This window comes from Nonomuraea maritima (assembly GCF_900100395.1).
In the GTDB taxonomy this organism is placed as follows: domain Bacteria; phylum Actinomycetota; class Actinomycetes; order Streptosporangiales; family Streptosporangiaceae; genus Nonomuraea; species Nonomuraea maritima.
Map to the genome: position 1 here is coordinate 1 of NZ_FNFB01000076.1, position 1,510 is coordinate 1,510.

Annotated in this window: 1 protein-coding gene; it reads right to left on the reverse strand. The window is 64.2% G+C overall.

Annotated elements, in window-relative coordinates:
- Positions 1-552: 552 nt before the first annotated feature.
- The gene (locus tag BLR04_RS39385; protein WP_090774298.1) at positions 553-1,206 is read right to left on the reverse strand and encodes a hypothetical protein; all 654 of its coding nucleotides are present in this window, start codon (positions 1,204-1,206) and stop codon (positions 553-555) included.
- Positions 1,207-1,510: the final 304 nt, after the last annotated feature.

Sequence of the window (1,510 nt, forward strand, 5' to 3'; positions counted from 1 at the left end):
CAAATCCACAGCGCATACTAAGAGGCGAAAGATCGGCTAGGAGTGTCAAGCATCATCCGATGCCAAAGCGTCAAGCATCAAGTGAGCCAAGACACGGGCCGGACGCCAACCACTGCCGAATTACGCTCATAGGGATCAAGCGGCGGCGCGGCGCGCCGCCGTACCTCCGGCCCTCCGCCCGCCCGCCGTCCGGGCGTGCGGCCTGGGGGCCGGTCCCGGACGGCGGCGGGACACCGGGCCGGGCACCGCACGCCGGCCCCCGTACCAACCGAACGCTCCGACCGGGGTTGCCGCGCCGCCGCACAGATGCAGCCCTACGATCGCCACTGCATGGCTGGCCACCATTCGTGCTTGGGGGCGATCGACGATCCAGGGTTCGTTCCTCACCCTGGCTCACCGAGCAGCGTGGTTGTTCTCTGATGTCGAACTCCGTCGAAGCGTCTCACGTGCGTAAGCGCTGTAACTAACTCCTGGCAGCAGTAAGGTTCATGGCTCTCGCCGCCGAGATCATCTGCTGGCGACGCCTCGTCTCCTGGTCCTTCTGTTACGACCTCACTCTGGGATGGGGCCCGAAAACACCAGATAGGGATGTTCCACATCCAGCCACTGACGGTCCAGCCTCACCTGCGTGGCCAGCTCGATGGCCGTCAGGAAACCTGCCCTCCAGTCCCAGCGGTCGTCTCTGCCCAGGAAGTCTTCGTCCACGTAGTCGAGGAAGAACTCGCTCATCGCCGTCAGTTCGGGCCACGACGCCAGGTTCGGTTGATCCTCAGGACGTCCCGGGAACAGTCCGTCGATTGAGATAAGGACTTCACCGTTCACGGTGAGGGACAGGTGGTTCACGGAGTTGACGTTCCACCAGGCGCTGTAGACCCGGGCATTCGACGACAGCCGCCGGAGCGCTCCGCTCGAATACCCGAGATGGTCGAGCCCATATAAGACGACCGCCGCACCGGATCGATCCACGACCGCGCAGGGGCCCTGGCGGCGCAAGGGGAGGTTGACGAAGTGGGGCTTCACCACTTCGCGCAGCTCATAGCTGGTTCCTCCGCCCAGCCGCGCGCTTACCTCAGGCAAGGGGAGAGAGTCCAGGCCATCGTTCGGAACCACGACGGCCCAGCACGCCGCTACGTCCAACTCTGGCTCACCGACCAGCCGTTGATAGTGCCCGAACACCTCGTCGGTCGAGGGGGGTCGGATATCCACGTGATGGTCTCTCCGATCATTGGCGGGAGTGGACGATGATCCTTGCATAAGTGGCGCGCGGACTGCCGTCAGCGGCCGCGGCCGACAGCTGTCTGTACCTCCCCTAAGCTTCGCCTCGCGGGATATACGCGGGATGATCTTCCCTGGTGCGGGGGAGGCGTGAGCCGTACACCGAGGTCACAGGCCTCATGCGGTCCGGAACATCAGCCCGCTGTAAAACCGTCGGCTCAGCCTACGCAAGTTCGAACCTTGCACCTGCCACACGAGCCAGAAGAGGCCCGTCACCAGCAAAAACGCGGTGACG